Genomic DNA, 15,811 nt, shown 5'->3' with positions numbered 1-15,811 from the left:
CAACCCTCGCCAGGGTCCGCCCCTGGGCGCGTCGGCTGTGCTTCGCCGAGTGGGACCTGGCTCCCGCGTCCCACGACCAGCTCGCGCACCTGCTCGCGGTCCAGATCCAGGGCATGGGAGATCGCCGCCTGTCACCAGGTGGTGCAAGAGCGCCTGCACACCGTGCCGGCTGCGATGCGTGACCTCATCCGCAGTCACGTCGACGTGCTGAAGACGCTCACGCTGGACAACAAGGCACTACCGGTCTACTCGGTGACCGCCACGCGCTGACCGCACGGACCTGGGAGTCGCTGCCTGAATTGTCCGCCGAGGGTGGTTAAGCTGCGCCGGTGATCAATGGCCGGCGCCATCCTGGCCGCCTCGTCGTGCTCTCCTTCGCGCTCGCCGTCACCGCGGGAACCCTGCTCTTCCTGCTTCCGGTGGCGACCGAGCCGGGAAAGACGACCCCGTTCATGACCGCGTTGTTCACCGCGGTCTCCGGGCTCACCGGAACCGGGCTGTCCGTCGTCGACACCGGGACGCACTGGTCGACCTTCGGGGAGGTCCTGCTGCTCGCGCTGGCCCAGGTCGGCGGCATCGGGATCATGACCCTGACCTCGTTGCTGGCCCTGGTGGTGTCCAACCGCATCGGCCTGCAGCTGCAGCTCACCGTGAAGACCGAGACGAACACCCTGAACCTCGGCCAGGTCCGCCGGGTCGCACTCGGCGTCGTCGTGATCAGCCTGGTCGTCGAGTCGGCCGGAGCGCTGGCGCTGGGGCTGAGGTTCTGGCTCGGCCACGGGTACTCGCCGGGGCACGCCTTCTACTCGGGACTGTTCCACGCGGTGTCGGCCTTCAACAGCGTCGGCGTGTCGTTGTACCCGGACAGCCTGACGCGCTTCGCGACCGACCCCTGGGTGGTCGTGTTCATCGTGCTCCTGGGCGTGATCGGCGGGCTCGGCTTCCCGGTGCTGTTCGAGATCCTCCGGGGGCGCCGCCGCAAGCGCTGGTCGTTGCACACCCGCATCACCGTGCCGGTCTACCTGTCGCTGATGGCGTTCGGGGCGGTGACCGTGCTCGTCCTGGAGTGGTCCCGCGCGGCCACGCTCGGGCACTACGGCGTGGGGGAGAAGCTGCTCATCAGCGTCTTCCACGGCGCACAGCCCGGCACCGCGGGCTTCAACAGCCTCGACGTCTCCCAGCTCCAGCCCGCCACGCTCCTGGTCAACGACCTGCTCATGTTCGTCGGCGGCGGCAGCGCCGGCACCACGGGCGGCATCAAGGTGACGACGTTCGCGCTGCTGGCGTTCGTCCTGCTCGCCGAGGTGCGGGCGGAGCCGAGCGTGCACGTCATGGGCCGCCGCCTGGGCAACGACGTGCAGCGCCAGGCCGTCACGGTCGCGCTGATGGGCGTCGGCGCCGTCATGGTCGGCACGCTGATCATGCTCGCGACGACGTCCTTCGGGCTCGACGCCGTGCTCTTCGAGGCGGCGTCGGCCTTCGGTGGCGTCGGCATGTCCACCGGCATCACCGCCCAACTCCCCGTGGTCGGACAGCTCGTGATGATGGCCCTGATGTTCATCGGCAGGCTCGGCCCCATCACGCTGGTGTCCGCCCTGGCGCTGCGCGAACGCAGCCGTCGCTACGAGCTACCCGAGGAGCGTCCCATTGTCGGATAAACAGGCCGGCCGCGTCGTCGTCATCGGCCTCGGCCGGTTCGGCAGCTCGCTCGCGCTGGAGCTGATCAGCCAGGGCACCGAGGTCATGGCGATCGACCAGGACCCGAAGCTCGTGCAGCGGCACGCCGACGACCTGACGCACGCCGTCGTCGCCGACAGCACCGACGCCGAGGTGATGCGGCAGCTCGGCGTGGACGAGTTCCAGCGTGCCGTGGTCTGCATCGGCACCAACCTCGAGACGAGCATCCTGACCACCGCCGTCCTGGTCGACTTCGAGGTCCCGACGATCTGGGCCAAGGCGATCAGCCGCGAGCACGGTCGCATCCTGCAACGCATCGGCGCCCACCACGTCGTCCTGCCGGAGCACGAGATGGGCGAACGGGTCGCACACCTCGTGACCGGTCGCATGCTCGACTTCATCGAGTTCGAGGACGACTACGCGATGGTCAAGACCCGAACGCCCCAGGAAGCCGTCGGGCGGACCCTCGGGCAGAGCGGCCTGCGCAAGAAGTACGGCGTGACCGTCGTCGGGGTGAAGCGCGCGGGGGAGGGCTTCACCTACGCGACCGCGGACACCGTGGTCCACGCGGGCGACGTCCTCATCGTGGCGGGGCGGACCGGCGACGTGGAGCGGCTGGCGGAGCTCACCTGAAGACGGTTCGTCGGCGCCCCCGTGCCCTCGTTCGCTTTCTCGCCGTGCCTCTTCTGGCCGCCGGCACCCGGACGATCGGTGTGCCGGCGGCGACTGCGGCCGCTGTGGACGACGTCCTGCGACGGCCGGCACCTCACGCTCAAGGTCAACGCTTCCGGCGCGTTCGCCGTCGTCGGTGTCTTCGACCGTCCGCCGGGCATGCCCGACTACAACAACGAGGGCTTCGCCCTCGCCGCGGCGGACGAATGCGTCTCGGGATCCAAGCCCGTCTGCTGGGCGGACGACTCCAACGACGGCGGGCACGCCCTGCGCAGGGGCACCATCAGCTGCTGACCGTGCTCGACCGGGTGGGAACAGCTCGCCTGCCGCCACATCCACGCGATCGCGTGGTACGAAGACGGATGAGACTTCGGGTTGACCCGCGCCTGGCGGGAGTCCGGCTGTGACCGGGCGTGCCCGGCTGGGCGCGGTGCTGTGGGTGCTGGTCGCGCAGTACTTCGTGCTGTTGTTCGTCGTCGAGGCCCGCTGGGAGGTTCCGCACAGCTGGATGCGCAACGCCATCAGCGACCTGGGCGCGGCCACCTGCTTCCGCTCGGCCGAGGCCGAGCGTTGGGTGTGCTCGCCGTGGCACGTCGTCTCCGGCGTTTCCTGGACCGTCGCCGGACTGTGCCTGGCCGGCGGCGCCCTGCTGGTCCGGCCGCTCTTCCCGCAGACACGAACGGCTCGTGCCGGGCTCGTGCTCCTCGTCGTGACGGGGCTCGCGTTGACGGTCGTCGGCCTGAACCCCGAGGACACCAGCGCCACCCTGCACGTCGCCGGCGCGGTTGTCGCCATACCGGTCGGCGAGGTCGCGATGCTGTTGACCGGGCTCGCGCTGGCGCGCACCGAGCGATGGCGTGTGCTGGGCATCGTCGGAGCCTGCACGGCGGTCGTGGCGATGACGGCCCTCGTCTTGATGGTGGCCGAGGTCGGCGGTTCAGCGCTGTTCGGTCTGTGGGAACGCATCGCCGCGTTCCCGGCGTTGCTGTGGGCGGTCGCGTGTGGAGTGGTGTTGCCCGCTCGGTGGCTGGACAACGGGTGTTCGGCAAATCGGTGAGCGTCCGGTGTGCACGGTCGATATGATTCGCGCACCTCATGGAGTAGATCAGTGGCAGATCGCCCCGCTGTGAACGGGGAGGGCGCGGGTTCGATTCCCGCCTCCATGTTCTGCCAACCGTGGAGTCCGCCGTGTCCGACCCGATCCGCATCGCTTCGCCGGAGTACGCGACCGGTCAGTTGACGCGGGCGTTGGCCGCGGCGACCTCTGCGGGCACCGAGGCCGACCGCGCGCGGGCGCTGCGGAAGTCGCGCCGCTGGGAGGACGTCGTCAGCGGGATGGCCGACGGCACGCTCACCGTCGGTTCCCGCACGCCGGTCGCGGACACGCCGGCGTGGGTGACGCTCGAGGTCGCGCACGGTGGCTTCGCGACCGGCCGGTACCTGGCCGAGGTGCCGCTGTCCGAGGACGAGGCCGCCCTCGTCTCCTCCCTCCCGGCCGAAGTTCCGGGCTGCAACGAGAGAGAGCGGCTCAACCTGTGGTACCTCGGCGACGCCGGTCAGGCCGAGCTGGTGGACGCGGTCCGCGCCGGGCGGTTCCGGGTCGAGGTGCCGGAGGACGCGGCGCTGCCCGTGGTGGCGTTGCTGCTGGACAAGGGTTTCCCCGAGCAGGCTCTCGACCTGGTCGCCGAGCTGCGGCCGCTGATGCACCGGCTGCGGTTGACGCCGCGCTTCGAACCTGTTGCCCGGCCGTCGGATTCCGCGGTCCGCGTTGCCTCGGTGCAGGACGTTGCCGCGTCCCTGCGTGCTGTGCGGGTGCCCGAGCAGATCGCGAAGATGCGCGCCGCGCTGACGGTGTGGGATCCGCTGTACGACCGGTTGGTGGCGTTGTGGTGCCGCACCGTCGACGGCGAGCTGCCCCGGCTCGAGGAGAGCGGATCGGTGCAGGGTGGCTGGCCGTGCCGGACGTGGCCCGCGGACTGGGCCGCGGCCAGGGAACAGTGGCTCGTGGACTTCGCGGACCAGTGCCGCACCGTCACGCCGTCGGGGAGGCAGACCAACCAGAAGAACAACTTCGCGAGGCTGCGTCGCGCGCTGGAGCTGTGCCCGCACGGCAGCGACGCGCTCACCGCGCGGGAGGTCGGCTGGATCCGCCGTGCCATCGCGAACACGGTGAGCCGCCGGGGTGCCCCGCAGACCGCACAGCGCGGCGCGTGGCACGCCGCCCGGGCGGCGACCGTCACGGCGCCGACCAACGCCGCGCTGGCCGGTGTGCTCGCGGGCCGGCTTGACCGGTTTCCGGCTGACGGCGGCTTGCCGTCGCTCGACGTCGCGACGGCCGCGGTGTCCGAAGCCGAGAAGACCGCCGAGATTCCTTGCGGCACAACAATGCCGAGCGGTCTGGTGCATAAGGCGGCACGCGCGCTAGAAGCACCCGCGGACGAGTTGGTGCGCCTCAGCGTGATCACCTCCGGGGAGACGCTGGCGGCCGTGCTGCCGCAGCTCACCTCACGGCTGCTCAGCGCGGCGATCGACGACCCGGTCGTGGCGGGGTTGCACGAGCAGACCTACACGGCATTCCGCCGCCGCCGCGGCCTGCTGCTGCTCAACCTCCAGCACCAGGTGCGGTTCACCGAGCTGCCGTGGGTCCAGGCGCTCGCGCCTTTCCGATCACCCCGGCCGGACAACGCCGCAGCCGCACGTCGGGCCCTCCGGCAGGTCACGGTGCTGGCGCTCACCGCGTTTCCGCACGCGGTGTTGCCGAACCCGCTGGTGACCGAGATCAGGACGCTGGCGAAGCAAGCGGGGCTGGAGCTGCCGCTCGTGGAGGAGGTGGCCGCGGACATCTTCACGGGCACGTTCACCACCAAGTGGCGTGACGCCGCCGCGGTGGCGAGCCGCCTGCTGGCCGGCACGCTCTACGCGAACTACTACGACCTGCCCGCGGACTGGCCCGAACCGCAGCGCACGCTCCTGCGCTGGGGCAAGCGAACGGCCGAGGACTTCACCGCGCTGTGTCAGGATCGGGCAGGCACAACAGGTGGCTCCGTCGCGGCCAACGGCATGCTGCTGGAACAGAGCCAGATCCTGACCACGCACAACCTCGCCGTGCTGGTCGATGCCCTGGACCTGACCGACGAGCTGCGTGAGCGAGCGCCGGAACTGGCATGGCGCGCGCTCAGCTGGATCGTGCGCAGGCAGGCCCAGCGCGCGGACCACCTGCACGCGGCGCTGATCCAGGTGAAGAACACCGCGTACGCGTGGCGCCAGGCCCTCTTCCTGCTCAGCTTCTGCGAACCCGCAGTGCAGATGTCGCTGGCGGTGCGGTTGATCACCGAGCTGCGCGACGTTCGGCTCGTGCCCGTGGCGGAAGGACTCCTGCAGGTGATCGAGGGAGATCGCTTCACGCCGGCCGGAACGATGCGACGCGGCAAAGGCAGGCGGTTCCTCGGCTGGGCCCGGGGAACACACCCGTTCCTGGCGTACGCCGGCGGTGAACGTCAGTGACAATGCGGCGGAAAACTGTTGTGCGGCAGGGAGTTCAGAACCGGAACCGCACGATGCGAGTGGACCGGGTCATGCCTGGCAGCAGGTTCAGGAGGCGGTAGACGCGTCGCACGTTCGCGGGCGCCTTGGTCATCAGCACCGGCGCGTTGTTCATCGGCGCCTCGTCGACGTAGTCGAGCCGTGGGTGCCACGAGGCCAGCGCGGCCGGATCGTCGAAGCCGCAGTGGAACTGGGTGCCGTACTTGCGCAGCGAGGGGTTCCATTTCGAGGTGCGCCACGCCCAGGTGGCCACCGTGTCGAACTGCGTCTGGCCGGTGGGGAAGGCGTCGACGACGCTGGTCAGCAGTCGCCGGAAGTCGGTCTCGGTCAGGTAGGGCACCAGTCCCTCGGCGATCATCAGGACCGGCCGGTCGCGGGGGATGTGGTCCAGCCACGCCAGGTCGGTGACGCTGGAACCGATCAGGGTGCAGCGCTCGCGCGGCGGCAGGAGCTGTTGTCGCAGTTCGATGACGTTCGGGTAGTCCAGGTCGTACCAGTCGACGGTGTCCGGCGGGTCGACTCGGTGCACGCGGGCGTCCAGGCCACAGCCCAGGTGCAGCACCACCGCGTCGGGATGATCGGCGAGGAAGCTCCGGGCCCAGTCGTCGTGGGCCTTGGCGCGCACCACGGCGCTGAGCCCGATCTGGCTGGTGCCGAACGCGCCCTTGTCGTAGTCGGGGTCGAGTCGGCGCATCGTCCGCTCGGCGTAGCTGTCGCCGAGGATCGGGTCCGGCAACCGGTTGTCCAGCGCTTTGGCCCTGAGAACAGGGCTGAGGGTCTGCTGCACTCCGACGAGTCTGGCGTCGTTCACGCCCGCGACGCTACTCGCGATTCGCAACCTTGTGAAATCTGAAAAAGCAAGGTCCGATCAGTTGCCGGTGATCGGGTGAAAGCGCGGTTTTAGCAGACACATGTCTTGACGGGCGTGTTGCCGCCAGGTCACAGTCTGAAGTCTGACTGGGAGCGCTCCCAGACCAATGGCTCCCTCTTCGGTCCCGAGCGAGGAGATCACTGTGCTCACATCGGTTGCCCGCGTCCGGCCCGCGATGGCGTTCGTGGCCGCGGCGGCGATGACCGGCGCGCTGACCACGGGCGAGGCAGTGGCGGCGACGCCGTCTGCCGCCGGATGCCGGGTCGATTACACGATCGGTTCGCAGTGGCCTGGCGGGTTCGGCGCGGCCGTGACGGTGACGAACCTCGGCAGCCCGGTCAACGGCTGGCAGGTGGCGTGGACGTTCGCCGGCGATGAGCGAATCTCCCAGCTGTGGAACGGTTCCGCGGCGCAGTCGGGCGCGCGGGTGACGGTGACCAACGTGTCGTGGAACGGTGCCATCGCCACCGGAGGAACGGCCTCCTTCGGCTTCAACGCCACGTCGGGCACCAGCTCGGCCGTTCCGTCGGCGTTCACGCTCAACGGCGAGGTCTGCACCGGCTCGGTGACGGAACCTCCGCCGGGTGGCAGTACGTTGGTGGGCAACAACTTCCCGGTCACCCGGGAGGGTGCGTACGGCGACAACCGCTACACCGTGTTCCGCCCGGCGAACCCGCAGGCGGTGGGAGTGCCGATGCCGGTGCTGGTGTTCGGGAACGGCGCCTGCGCGCACACGAACAACAGCGAGGTCACCAGGGCGTTGACGTTCATCGCGTCGAAGGGTGTCGTCGTGGTGGACACCGGTTCGGTGGACGGGTCGGCCAACGGCGTGCCGAGCGGCTCTCCGATCCCTTCCTTGCTGACCGACGCGATCACGTGGGCGCAGCGGGAGCAGAACCGGTCCGGAGCGCCGCTGTCCCAGCGGCTCGACCTGACGAAGGTCGCCGCCGCGGGCCACTCCTGCGGCGGGATCGAGGCCCTGATCGCCGCGCAGGACAGCCGGGTGGACGCCGTGGTGTCGCTGGACAGCGGTCTGTTCGCCGACGGTTCCTTCGGGTACTCCCGCGCCGAGCTCGCCCGGCTCCACACGCCGGCCCTGTTCATGGCGGGCGGACCCTCCGACATCGCCTACGACAACACGCGGGCCAACTACGACCTGGTCACCGTTCCGGCCGTGCTCGCCATGCACCCGCAGGCCGGGCACGTCGGCTTCATCACCGGCAACCAGATGACCGACGGCATGACCACGGTCGTCCAGTTCCTCGACATGGTGCTCAACGGCAACGCGACCGCCCGCTCGTACATCCTGGATCCGTCCGGGCTCGCGTCGAAGTCCCCGTGGACGGTCTCGAAGAAGAACTTCTGACCGGTTCAAGTTCGGATCCCTGTCGCATCCGGTATTGCTCACGACGTGGCCGTGATCGACTCGCGAGGGTGCTCGGGGACCACTTATGCCGTCTTGAGCGGCACAGGACGTCGAGACGCGGATCGACAACGAACTCTTGGGGTTACGACGTGCGGCCTGAACGGCGAAGGTGGAGGTCCCGAACCTGCCCGTGAACCTCGAACAGGCTCATCCCGCAAGTGTGCCGGCCGGGTTGTCCTCGTCGAAGGCCTCCGGCGAGTGCAGGAGGGACAGCAGCGGCGCCGCCATGGTGGTGGTCACGAGAGCCATGACCACCACCAAGGTGTAGAGCTGTTGGTTCATCAACCCCGTCTGGACACCGATGCTCGGCACCACGAGCTCGGTGAGTCCTCTGGTGTTCATCAGCGTTCCGAGCACGGCCGCTTGGCGCACGGGTGCGCCGCACCACCTACAGCATCACAGTCAGGTAGGGAATCGAGAGGGTGAGCGCCCACCGGGAGCTACTGCCCTGCCCGCTCAAGGCCACGGCTGCGGCGAGAAGCACCCACGCGAGCACGTCGTTGATCGCGGCTGACACGAGAACGAGCGATCCTGTCGCTGTCCGCTGCATGCCCAGGTCGGTGAGAATGCGAGCGAGCACCGGGAGCGCCGTGACTGACATGGCCACTGCGAAGAACAGCAGGAAGCCGGTATTCGTCCCTGCTGGGGCGTACTGATCGGTGAGCCCGAGGCCGAAAAGCACCAGGACCGAGGCCGTCGCCACAGAGATCGCCGTCCGGCCGCCTCGGCGCACGGCCCCCAGGTCGAGCTCCATGCCGACGATGAACATGAACAGCGCCACGCTTATGTCGGCCAGTACGGACAGGTCCGCCCAGATGGAGGCGGTGAACAGGGCGGCGCCCGCTCCGGCGGCGACGACCAGCACGCCTGCGAGCACCTCGCCCATGCGGGTACGAGGCGGGACACCTCGGAAAACCGAAGTGCCCCGCCTCGTCCTTACATCACGATCCGGCGCTTTCCCCACGTTTGACGCTCTCGACCAGCGCCCGGAAGGCAAGCTCGGAGAACCCGAGAGCAGGCCCACTGGGGTCAAAGCTGTCGCGGACGGCCCACAGAGCCCCAACCGGAGCGACCTCGACACACTGAGGGTCGTTCCCGCCGTTGGTGAAGCTGCTGGTGCGCCACCGGACACCGTTCAGGTCGGTGGCATTACTCCACATGTCTGATGCTCCTAGCTGTCGATGAGGTCAGTGATCCGTGCGTCAATTATCGCCTTCGAGGCGTTCTCGGAGCTCGCGAGTTCCCACGCCTGCTCGAACGCCGTCACATACGGTGCCGTGGCCTTGATGTAGTCCGGGCGTGTCAGTGAGGCGACCATCGCGAGCGTCTTGTCTCCGTCGACGTGCAGCAGCGTGAACGGACAGCTCAACGCGGCGACGATCCCAGCGGACCGCTCAAGGATGCGCAGCTTCACATTCGGCATCTCGGCGACTTCACGGAGGTGCTCCAGCGCGCGCCGAAGTATGGCGGGATCGCCCGCCCATCGGTACAGGGCGTCTTCGCCGAGCGCGAGCCACACGTTCGCCCCACCTGGCCGGATGATCGTCCGACCGCGTTCGGCACGCTCAGCGGCTCGTCCTGCAATGGCGGATGCCGGGACCACGGGAGAGACCGACAGAGCCGCATACGCGAACTCTTCCGGCTGACACAGTCCAGGAATCTCGTTGTAGACCATGCGGATCTCGCGAGCCCGACGCTCAAGTGACACGTACTGCTGTGCATCCTTGCCAGAACTCACGGGCTTGGCGCGCCGACGACCCAGCGCGGCGAGGCGCTTCAGCTCGTCAGCCTCGGACGGCTTGGGGTGATAGCGCTTGATCAGCCAATCAACGTCAGCCGGTCCAGGTGCGATAGTGCCTGCCTCGATCTTGGCGAGCTTCGTCGTGTAGTAACGCTCGACCTCCGCGACCATCTCTTTGTCGATCTTGCCTTGGTCGAGCTTGCCCCTGAGCGTTCGCAGCAGCTCGCCACACTGGAGCCGCGCGATCACCGGGTCAGACAGGTCGTCTTCCGTCATGGCGCGAAGTGTGCCGTACTCGCCCGTCTGACCTGCGCCACCCGTTCGAGCGTACCTAGATTGCAATGCAACGTTTCACCCGTTTGGGTGCGGCAAAGATTGCATTGCTGCCTTTACAGTCAGACACGCGGGGCTGGCGGTCAGTGATCCGAGCTACGGCCGGTCCCAGCGCCAACGGGACGGCTGTCGACCGTCGCGACGCGGTGAGGTTCCAAGCTCCCGCTGTCGCAGCGGGCTCTCTCCAGCCCTCCCGTTGGTCCCAATCTTGCTCGGGGAGGTCATGAATGTGGGTGGAGATCGCAGTAGCTCTGGTGCTCCTGATAGTGGCGGTGACGTGGAAAGCGGTGTGCGCGTACCGATGTGGGTTCCTGACGTGCAGCGCAATGACGGGCGCGAGGGTCATGGCGCAGTTCATGGCGCACGTCCGCAAGGTGCGGCAGGTGATCTCGAAGTGACGACTATGGTTGACACATTCGTGGATGTCGATGCCGATCTCGAAGCGCATCTGTCTGAACTCGTCTACCGGAAGTGGATGATCTACTACTTCCCCAACCGGCAGCGACCGAACGCGCTCGCGGCGGTTCATCGGTACACCTCGTGCGTCGATGTCATTCAGATTTTCGGGCCAGAGACTGCGGTTGCCTACCGTGCCCCGCGCGAAGCCGACCGGGACTGTTTCCGCCCCTCGCAGACGCTGTGGTCGTTCGGTGGCAGGGCTTTGTGGGTGATCGGCGCGGCGTTGGTCCTGCGACCCCCGGACCACCCCCAAGCGCCGAACCTGCTCGTGCCTCCGCCGTCCATCTTGCGATCACTGCCCATGCTGTTGGGGCGTCAACCCGGCTATGCACTTCGAATGCCCTCGCTGCCCAACGGGAATAGCGGTGCATCGCCCGAGAACGCGGCCAGGACCTACATCCACGGACCGGAGCGGCACCGTTGAGCCCAGCAGCGCCACCGGAAGGGCCACCCACTCGATCGCGATACACGATCATCGCGCTACTTCTGGCAGCCCCGAATCGGACGTGGGGAGCCGAAGGAAATCGAGGGTCTTACCGGCTTCTCGCACGGCGTTGTGCGTGGGGCGCTTGAAGCGCTCTTCGACTCTCGATGTCTTGTGAAGGTGCCTACCACGCCCAAAGGGCGTTACCGCGTCCGCCTGACTTCGATCGGCGTCGAGCGCTGTACTGAATGGATGGCGCGGCACAGTTCACCAACTTTGATCAACGAAGCAAGATCCACGGAGCAGGGGCGCGCGATCATCGCGGCATTCACGGTATCCACACTCGTTCAGCTCATGTCCTGATCGGTTGATTGATCGATCATTGCTATCACACGCCCCCGTAGCCCAACTGGTAGAGGCAAGCCCCTTAAAAGGGTTGTAGTAGCGGTTCGACTCCGCTCCGGGGCATTTGCGACGTGCACGACAGCGCGTCGTATCAGAGGAACGACGAGAGGACGGCCGATGACGGCAACGATCGAGCCTGCGGCGAAGGTCGCTCAGGCGCGCATCTCCACCGAGTTCCGCATGAAGTGGCGGAGCCAGCTCATGCGTGAGCACGGCCTGGAGTTGATGGAGGCTGACGCGATCATCTCCGACACGCTGAGCTTCCTCACCGTAGGCATCGTCAACCAGGGCACCGCGTTCCGGCCGAGTCAGAAGGTCGACATCGGCTGGCACCAGTTCATCCTGAACACCGTGGAGTACGCCGAGTTCTGCGAGCGGGAGGCTGGCTACTTCATCCACCACATCCCCGACGAGTTCACCGCGCCGCGCCGCGCCGAAGCTGACGTCCACGAGGTGCTCGCCCCTACGGTGGAGGCGATCACCAACGCCGGTCTGCCGTTGCACCCGGAGCTGTGGCTCTCGGGCAGCGGCAACTGCTCCCAGTGTCACAGCGGGTGCACCAACTGCGGCCAGGGCGACGGCTTCCACTAGCAGCCCGAGAACAGAGGAGTCTGACGATTAACCGCCTCAACTGGAGCAACCTGCCCGCAGGCGTGGCCGCTGCTGTCAACGAGCACACAGGACGCGTGACTGAAGTGGAGGAGGCCACGGCCGGTCGCAACTCCGCAGTCGCCGCGTCGCTCAGGACCGGCGACGGCTGGGTGTTCTGCAAGGGCATCAAGGCGGACGATCGCCAGGCTTTCATGCACCGCAACGAAGCGGCCGTGAACCCGTTCCTGCCGAAGGACGTGGCTCCACGGCTGCTGTGGCAGGTCGACACCGATGGCTGGCTGCTGCTCGGGTTCGAGCATGTTCCCGGGCAGCACGCTGACTTTTCGCCAGGCTCATCCGACCTGCCGATGGTGGCGGACGCAGTTCGGGTGATCACCATGACCGACGCGCCCTCTGATCTCTCGGCGAAGCGGGAGATGGGGAAGCAGTGGGCGGCGGCGTTGGACGGCGAACTGAGCTTGGAAGTGCCTGACGATGCACACGCGTGGTCGAAGAAGAACGCGGCCACCGTTGCGGAATGGGCGCGTCGTGCACCGGCCTACATGGACGGCTCGACCCTGATCCACTTCGACCTGAACCCGTTCAACTTCCTCGTCGCGGACAAGGCCCGCGTCGTGGATTGGGCATGGTGGAGGACGGGCGCTCCCTGGATCGACGTCGCCCAAGTGGCGGTGCGGCTGATAGCGGCGGGACACCCACCCTCGGACGCGGAAGCTTGGGCGGAACAGCTCGACGCATTCCGCACTGCCGATCCGGACGGGATCACGGCGTACAGCGCGTCGCTTGTGCGCATGTGGGAACGGAAGTTCGCTGGGACGGAGGCCACCGAAGGGGCGCGTAGTTGGTTTGAATACAGGCTCGGCAACTGCTGAGGCTGACGCGCAAAGAGCCCTCCCCGGAAACTCGGCGAGGGCTCTTTGCGGTGAGCAGTACGCCGCACTTCCGTCCATCCCAGGCGGGATCGTGCTCGACGTGTCCACATCGCTCAGCCTTGTCCGCAGCCGTCGTGGCGGAGTCAACTCGCCGGCTGCGGTGAAGAGCCACGGTCAGCACATGCGGCGGTCCACGTCGAGTGAGTCGCCACGCTGGCCGACGATGTGGTGGGTGCCGTGGACGAGGTGGCGGTTCGCGATCGAGACGGCGCGCCTGGTGGAGGAGTTCTGGCGTGGCGAGCTGGGACGCGCCGCCGAGCTGCGGTTGCGCTCGGGCAAGCACCCTCGCCCACGCCATGGCCTCCCGTCTGCGCGCAGGGGCACGAAGTGGCACTGCGCGCTCTTCTCGACAGCGTGCCGAGCGACTACCTCAAGTCGCACACCCCGCCGAGCGCTGACGAGATCCGCGAACACCCGAGCGAGCGCATGACCGCCGACCAAGGACACCTGCTGACCGGCGCGACCGCCGTGATCCAGCACCACACCGACCTGATGCAGGGTTTTCATTTGCCCGTGTTCGACGGCGACGCGGTGATCTTCAACGCCGTTCCCGGTCAGGACGGCCCGTACTCCGGCCTCTGGACGCCGTTCGTCACCGGCTCGGTGCAGATGTACGACATCCGATGCGCGCACGGGGACATGTACCTCCCAGAGCCCGCGGACGAGATCTGCCGGGTGCTGCGCCAGCACCGGGAGGAGGGCGGAGTCTGACTTCGGCGAGACGGCGTGATGGCACACAACGAGCACCGGACCTGCCGACGAGTGTCACTGCGTCGCTCGAGCAGAACGGGGTGCAGGGGCTCACTCGTCGAGCAGGGCGCCGGCCACGGCGCGACCGGAGAGCCAGGCGGTCTGGACCCGTGGACGGCCGAACGCGTCTCCGCACAGCCACACCTGGCCGTCCCTGGCGTACGGGGTGTCGGACGCCTTCTCGGGCTGGGCGTAGGTCCAGCGGTGCGTCTCGATCTGGGGCGAGGCGGTGATGCCGAGCAGTTCTCCCACGGCCGCGGCGAGAACCGGACCGGCCTCGGCGGGCGCGTCCAGGTGTTCGGAGGCCAGTCCGGCGGTGGAGTGGGCGACGAGGACGGGTGCGGCGTCGCCTCGGCGGTCACCGTCGTCGCACACGGTGGCGAGCACCGGGTGGTCGTTGACGAACGCCCCGCGGAACTCGCCCCACGAGCGGGCCGGGTAGGTGAGGACCGCGGCGATCACCGGCCGCCAGCTCTGCGCGGTCGCGGCCGCGGCGATTGCGGGCGGTGGGGACAGCCTCAGGGCCTGGGGTCCTGGCATGGCCAGCACCACCGCGTCCGCGTCGTGCACGACGGAGTCGACCGGGGTGGAGAGGCGGACGTCGAGTCCGTCGGCGAGATCCGTGGCGAGGCTGCGCAGGCCGCCGGGCGCGGCCCAGCGGACCGGACCGCGCGTGTCCGTGCCCTCGGGGTAGACCCTCAGGGTGTCGGTCCAGGGACGGGCGAGGCCCCGCGCCTGCCAGGACTCGGTCTGCGCGACGAACGCGGGGTCGTCAGCGACCAGGTAGGCGGCGCCGATGTCCGCGTATCGGCCGTTGACACGCCGGGAGGCCAACCGGCCGCCCACGACACGGCCTCGGTCGAGGACACGCACTCGTGCTCCGCCTTCTGCCAGCGCGCGTGCGCACGAGAGACCCGCTATCCCTGCCCCGACCACGACGACGTCCACAAAAGACACATTAAGTGCCACGCAGTGAAGTCACAGAACGACGTGTGGCGAGCACTGCGTGCCGGCAAGGTTCAGGGTGGTGGCACGACGTCGGTCCGTTCGAGGTTGGAGCTCCACAGGGCGAGGGCCGCCCGTGCGTTCTGCAGGGTCCGCGCCGGTGCACCGAGTCCGCGCAACGCCAGCCGCGTGGTGCGAGGCCGGGGCAGTCGCCGTGACGGGGGAGACCCCGTGGTGGGCACGGAGGGAAGATCGGTCACGACGACTGCCCGGCCACTCCATCGTGGAAGCCGCACGGCGGACCTGCACAACCAGCGGACCGCATCGGCTCGACGTCACCCGTCTGGCCCAGTGCGGTGTCGCGGTGACATCTCGTGAGCCTTGGCCGCTCGACGCCTGGTTCGAATCGAGTGGTTCGCACGAAGGTGCGAGTTGTAAGAGGTGCGCAGTGGACAGTTCCCGAACCCGTCGAGGCTCTCGGCATCCTCACCGCGGGATCGGCATGCGAGCCCAGACGATCTTGGTCTCGTCCTCCAGGCGCACGCCCCAGTCGTTGCAGAGGTGCTCGACGAGCTTCATCCCGTTCCCGCGGTCCGGGCCGATGCTGGAGCGGCCGACGACGGGGGTGCGTTCGAGGGTGGCGTCGCAGGCCTCGACGACGAGCTCGGGGCCTCGGTCGGTGTGGACCTCGCGGCGCAGCACCAGGCGCCGGGGGTCGTCGGCGTGGTCGCACGCGTTGGAGGCCAGTTCGGTGGCCACCAGCTGGACGTCCAGGACGAAGTCCTCGTCGTGGGCTCGCAGCGCCTCGGCGATGCTCGCGCGGACCGTGGAGAGGTTGTCGCAGCTCAGCGAGGTGTCGATCTCCACCTCGCCGGTGGACTGGCCGGGGATCGCGTGACCGTCCACGCCACGGGCGCCGGACGGCAGGGTCGCAACCTGACGTTGTCCTCTGGCCTGCTCGGTGTTCGAGTGGTCGTGCTGCGAGGAGGAGCCCAGGGGACTGGCGGGAGGATGGTTCACA

Annotated in this window: 19 protein-coding genes and 2 tRNA genes; 12 read left to right on the top strand and 9 right to left on the bottom strand. The window is 68.3% G+C overall.

Annotation, left to right across the window (positions count from 1 at the left end; translation table 11 throughout):
* Positions 1-329: 329 nt before the first annotated feature.
* The 6 genes from VF330_RS37055 to VF330_RS37030 all read left to right on the top strand — a co-directional run bounded on the left by VF330_RS37055 (position 330) and on the right by VF330_RS37030 (position 5,853).
* Complete coding sequence (locus VF330_RS37055) at positions 330-1,658, top strand: TrkH family potassium uptake protein (protein WP_330856407.1); 1,329 nt, start codon at positions 330-332, stop codon at positions 1,656-1,658.
* Positions 1,648-2,310 carry a TrkA family potassium uptake protein gene (locus VF330_RS37050; RefSeq protein WP_330856406.1) on the top strand — a complete coding sequence of 221 codons (663 nt, stop codon included), beginning with the start codon at positions 1,648-1,650 and terminating at the stop codon, positions 2,308-2,310. Before VF330_RS37055 ends, VF330_RS37050 begins: the two co-directional genes overlap by 11 nt.
* A gap of 21 nt (positions 2,311-2,331) precedes the next feature.
* Positions 2,332-2,643, top strand: coding sequence for a hypothetical protein (locus VF330_RS37045; protein ID WP_330856405.1), 312 nt, complete (start codon positions 2,332-2,334; stop codon positions 2,641-2,643).
* Positions 2,644-2,752: 109 nt separating this feature from the next.
* Positions 2,753-3,406: a DUF998 domain-containing protein gene (locus VF330_RS37040; RefSeq protein ID WP_330856404.1), complete on the top strand. Its 654-nt coding sequence runs from the start codon at positions 2,753-2,755 to the stop codon at positions 3,404-3,406.
* 37 nt (positions 3,407-3,443) lie between these two features.
* A tRNA-His gene (locus VF330_RS37035) sits at positions 3,444-3,515 on the top strand.
* A 22-nt stretch (positions 3,516-3,537) separates the two neighbouring features.
* Positions 3,538-5,853, top strand: a complete 2,316-nt coding sequence (locus VF330_RS37030) for a hypothetical protein (protein WP_330856403.1) — start codon at positions 3,538-3,540, stop codon at positions 5,851-5,853.
* Between the two features lie 34 nt (positions 5,854-5,887).
* Here VF330_RS37030 and VF330_RS37025 read toward each other — a convergent pair whose 3' ends face one another.
* Positions 5,888-6,703, bottom strand: a complete 816-nt coding sequence (locus VF330_RS37025; RefSeq protein ID WP_330856402.1) for a class I SAM-dependent methyltransferase — start codon at positions 6,701-6,703, stop codon at positions 5,888-5,890.
* Between the two features lie 202 nt (positions 6,704-6,905).
* Between VF330_RS37025 and VF330_RS37020 the strand changes: the two genes are divergently transcribed.
* Positions 6,906-8,129: a cellulose binding domain-containing protein gene (locus VF330_RS37020; protein ID WP_330856401.1), complete on the top strand. Its 1,224-nt coding sequence runs from the start codon at positions 6,906-6,908 to the stop codon at positions 8,127-8,129.
* A 207-nt stretch (positions 8,130-8,336) separates the two neighbouring features.
* Here VF330_RS37020 and VF330_RS37015 read toward each other — a convergent pair whose 3' ends face one another.
* The 4 genes from VF330_RS37015 to VF330_RS37000 are packed head-to-tail and all read right to left on the bottom strand — an operon-like array spanning position 8,337 to position 10,206.
* Positions 8,337-8,531: a hypothetical protein gene (locus VF330_RS37015; RefSeq protein ID WP_330856400.1), complete on the bottom strand. Its 195-nt coding sequence runs from the start codon at positions 8,529-8,531 to the stop codon at positions 8,337-8,339.
* A gap of 46 nt (positions 8,532-8,577) precedes the next feature.
* Positions 8,578-9,075, bottom strand: a complete 498-nt coding sequence (locus tag VF330_RS37010; RefSeq protein WP_330856399.1) for a cation:proton antiporter — start codon at positions 9,073-9,075, stop codon at positions 8,578-8,580.
* Positions 9,076-9,130: 55 nt separating this feature from the next.
* Positions 9,131-9,349, bottom strand: coding sequence for a DUF397 domain-containing protein (locus tag VF330_RS37005; protein WP_330856398.1), 219 nt, complete (start codon positions 9,347-9,349; stop codon positions 9,131-9,133).
* Between the two features lie 11 nt (positions 9,350-9,360).
* Positions 9,361-10,206, bottom strand: coding sequence for a DUF5753 domain-containing protein (locus tag VF330_RS37000; RefSeq protein ID WP_330856397.1), 846 nt, complete (start codon positions 10,204-10,206; stop codon positions 9,361-9,363).
* A 373-nt stretch (positions 10,207-10,579) separates the two neighbouring features.
* Here VF330_RS37000 and VF330_RS36995 point away from each other — a divergent pair, with 373 nt between their 5' ends.
* The 4 genes from VF330_RS36995 (at position 10,580) to VF330_RS36980 (ending at position 13,035) form a co-directional block, all read left to right on the top strand.
* Entirely contained in the window at positions 10,580-11,146 is a 567-nt protein-coding gene (locus tag VF330_RS36995; protein ID WP_330856396.1) for a hypothetical protein, read from the top strand.
* Between the two features lie 394 nt (positions 11,147-11,540).
* Positions 11,541-11,614, top strand: a tRNA-Leu gene (locus VF330_RS36990).
* A 54-nt stretch (positions 11,615-11,668) separates the two neighbouring features.
* A complete protein-coding gene (locus tag VF330_RS36985; RefSeq protein WP_330856395.1) occupies positions 11,669-12,142 on the top strand; it encodes a hypothetical protein in 474 nt (157 codons plus the stop codon).
* A 95-nt stretch (positions 12,143-12,237) separates the two neighbouring features.
* On the top strand, positions 12,238-13,035 hold the full coding sequence (locus VF330_RS36980; protein ID WP_330856394.1) for a phosphotransferase: 798 nt from the start codon (positions 12,238-12,240) through the stop codon (positions 13,033-13,035).
* 174 nt (positions 13,036-13,209) lie between these two features.
* On the opposite strand, the gene VF330_RS36975 is transcribed toward VF330_RS36980, so the two are convergent.
* A complete protein-coding gene (locus VF330_RS36975; protein WP_330856393.1) occupies positions 13,210-13,374 on the bottom strand; it encodes a hypothetical protein in 165 nt (54 codons plus the stop codon).
* A 48-nt stretch (positions 13,375-13,422) separates the two neighbouring features.
* Here VF330_RS36975 and VF330_RS36970 point away from each other — a divergent pair, with 48 nt between their 5' ends.
* Complete coding sequence (locus VF330_RS36970) at positions 13,423-13,806, top strand: hypothetical protein (RefSeq protein WP_330856392.1); 384 nt, start codon at positions 13,423-13,425, stop codon at positions 13,804-13,806.
* Positions 13,807-13,896: 90 nt separating this feature from the next.
* Here the strand turns inward: VF330_RS36970 and VF330_RS36965 are convergent, their stop codons facing one another.
* The 3 genes from VF330_RS36965 to VF330_RS36955 all read right to left on the bottom strand — a co-directional run bounded on the left by VF330_RS36965 (position 13,897) and on the right by VF330_RS36955 (position 15,810).
* On the bottom strand, positions 13,897-14,781 hold the full coding sequence (locus VF330_RS36965) for an NAD(P)/FAD-dependent oxidoreductase (RefSeq protein ID WP_330856408.1): 885 nt from the start codon (positions 14,779-14,781) through the stop codon (positions 13,897-13,899).
* Positions 14,782-14,864: 83 nt separating this feature from the next.
* Positions 14,865-15,050: a hypothetical protein gene (locus tag VF330_RS36960; protein ID WP_330856391.1), complete on the bottom strand. Its 186-nt coding sequence runs from the start codon at positions 15,048-15,050 to the stop codon at positions 14,865-14,867.
* Positions 15,051-15,276: 226 nt separating this feature from the next.
* Positions 15,277-15,810 carry an ATP-binding protein gene (locus tag VF330_RS36955; protein ID WP_330856390.1) on the bottom strand — a complete coding sequence of 178 codons (534 nt, stop codon included), beginning with the start codon at positions 15,808-15,810 and terminating at the stop codon, positions 15,277-15,279.
* Position 15,811 lies beyond the last annotated feature (1 nt).

Source organism: Lentzea sp., from assembly GCF_036380075.1.
Lineage (GTDB): Bacteria > Actinomycetota > Actinomycetes > Mycobacteriales > Pseudonocardiaceae > Lentzea.
The sequence above is the reverse complement of the archived record's forward strand: the minus strand, read 5'-3'. Positions and strand labels throughout refer to the sequence as shown.